The organism is Streptomyces lacrimifluminis (assembly GCF_014646095.1).
In the GTDB taxonomy this organism is placed as follows: domain Bacteria; phylum Actinomycetota; class Actinomycetes; order Streptomycetales; family Streptomycetaceae; genus Streptomyces; species Streptomyces lacrimifluminis.
Window position 1 is genome coordinate 1 of the sequence record NZ_BMMU01000104.1, and the last position, 1297, is coordinate 1297.

Annotated in this window: 1 protein-coding gene; it reads left to right on the forward strand. The window is 67.0% G+C overall.

What is annotated here, in order from left to right; genetic code table 11:
* Positions 1-86 precede the first annotated feature (86 nt).
* The coding region (locus IEY89_RS40105) for an IS256 family transposase (RefSeq protein WP_189152448.1) at positions 87-1297 on the forward strand (1211 nt) is incomplete at its 3' end.

A 1297-nucleotide genomic window follows, 5' to 3' on the forward strand; every position in this document is an offset into this window, starting at 1 on the left:
CCGTTGGGTTTTCGCTCCCTGCCCGCAAGGTGGGCCATCGTGCAACTCTCCGTAGTGAACGGGCAGTTCAACGCGGGAGGTGCAGGATGGCCCTGTCTCAGCATGACTTACTCCGGCTGCTTGAGTCACTACGTTCGGCGGACGGGCTCGAACTCGTCCGCAATGTGGCCGAGCGGATGCTCCAGGAGCTGATCGAGGCCGAGGCCACGGTCCGGATCGGCGCGGAGTGGAACGAGCACACCGACACGCGCACCGCGCTTCGTAACGGCCACCGCGACAAGACGCTCAGCACTCAGGCCGGGGACCTGGACCTCGCGATCCCCAAGCTACGGTCGGGCAGCTTCTTCCCCGCCCTGCTGGAGCGGCGCCGCCGCATCGACCAGGCCCTGTATGCGGTCATCATGGAGGCTTACGTCCACGGCGTGTCCACGCGGTCGGTCGACGACCTGGTCAAGGCCCTCGGCGCGGACACCGGGATCTCCAAGAGCGAGGTCTCGCGGATCTGCCAGGACCTGGACGGCCAGCTGACCGCGTTCCGTGCCCGGCCACTGGACCACGTCCGCTTCCCGTACGTCTATCTGGACGCGACCTACTGCAAGGCGCGGGTCGAGCACCAGATCGTGTCCCGCGCCGTGGTGATCGCCACCGGGATCACCGAGGACGGCGGCCGGGAGGTGCTGGGCGTGATGGTCGGCGACAGCGAGACCGAGGTGTTCTGGACCGAGTTCCTGCGTCACCTGCGCGAACGCGGTCTGACCGGGGTCCGGCTCGTCATCGGCGACCACCACTTGGGGCTGGTCAAGGCCATCCGCAAGGTCATGCTCGGGGCGGCCTACCAGCGCTGCAGGGTTCACTTCCTGCGCAACGTGTTCAGCGTGATCAACAAGGAAGCGGCCGAGATGGCCGCCGCCACGATCCGCACGATCTTCGCCCAGCCCACCGCGGATGCGGTCCGCACCCAGCTCGACACCGTCGCCGGCATGCTCGGAAAACAGTTCCCCAAGGTCAAAGACATGCTGCTGGAGGCGAAGGACGACCTGACCGCCTTCGCCGCCTTCCCCGAGCGACATTGGAAGAAGATCCAGTCCACCAACCCGCTGGAACGGATCAACCGCGAGGTCAAGCGCCGCACCGACGTCGTCCAGGTCTTCCCCAACGACGATGCACTCCTGCGGCTGGTCACCGCCGTGCTCTTCGAACTGCACGACGAGTGGATCGCCTTCCCCCGCCGCTACCTGCCCGAGGGAAGCATGGACCAGCTCTACCCCGCCGAGCACCCCGAAAGCGCCCCCGCGCT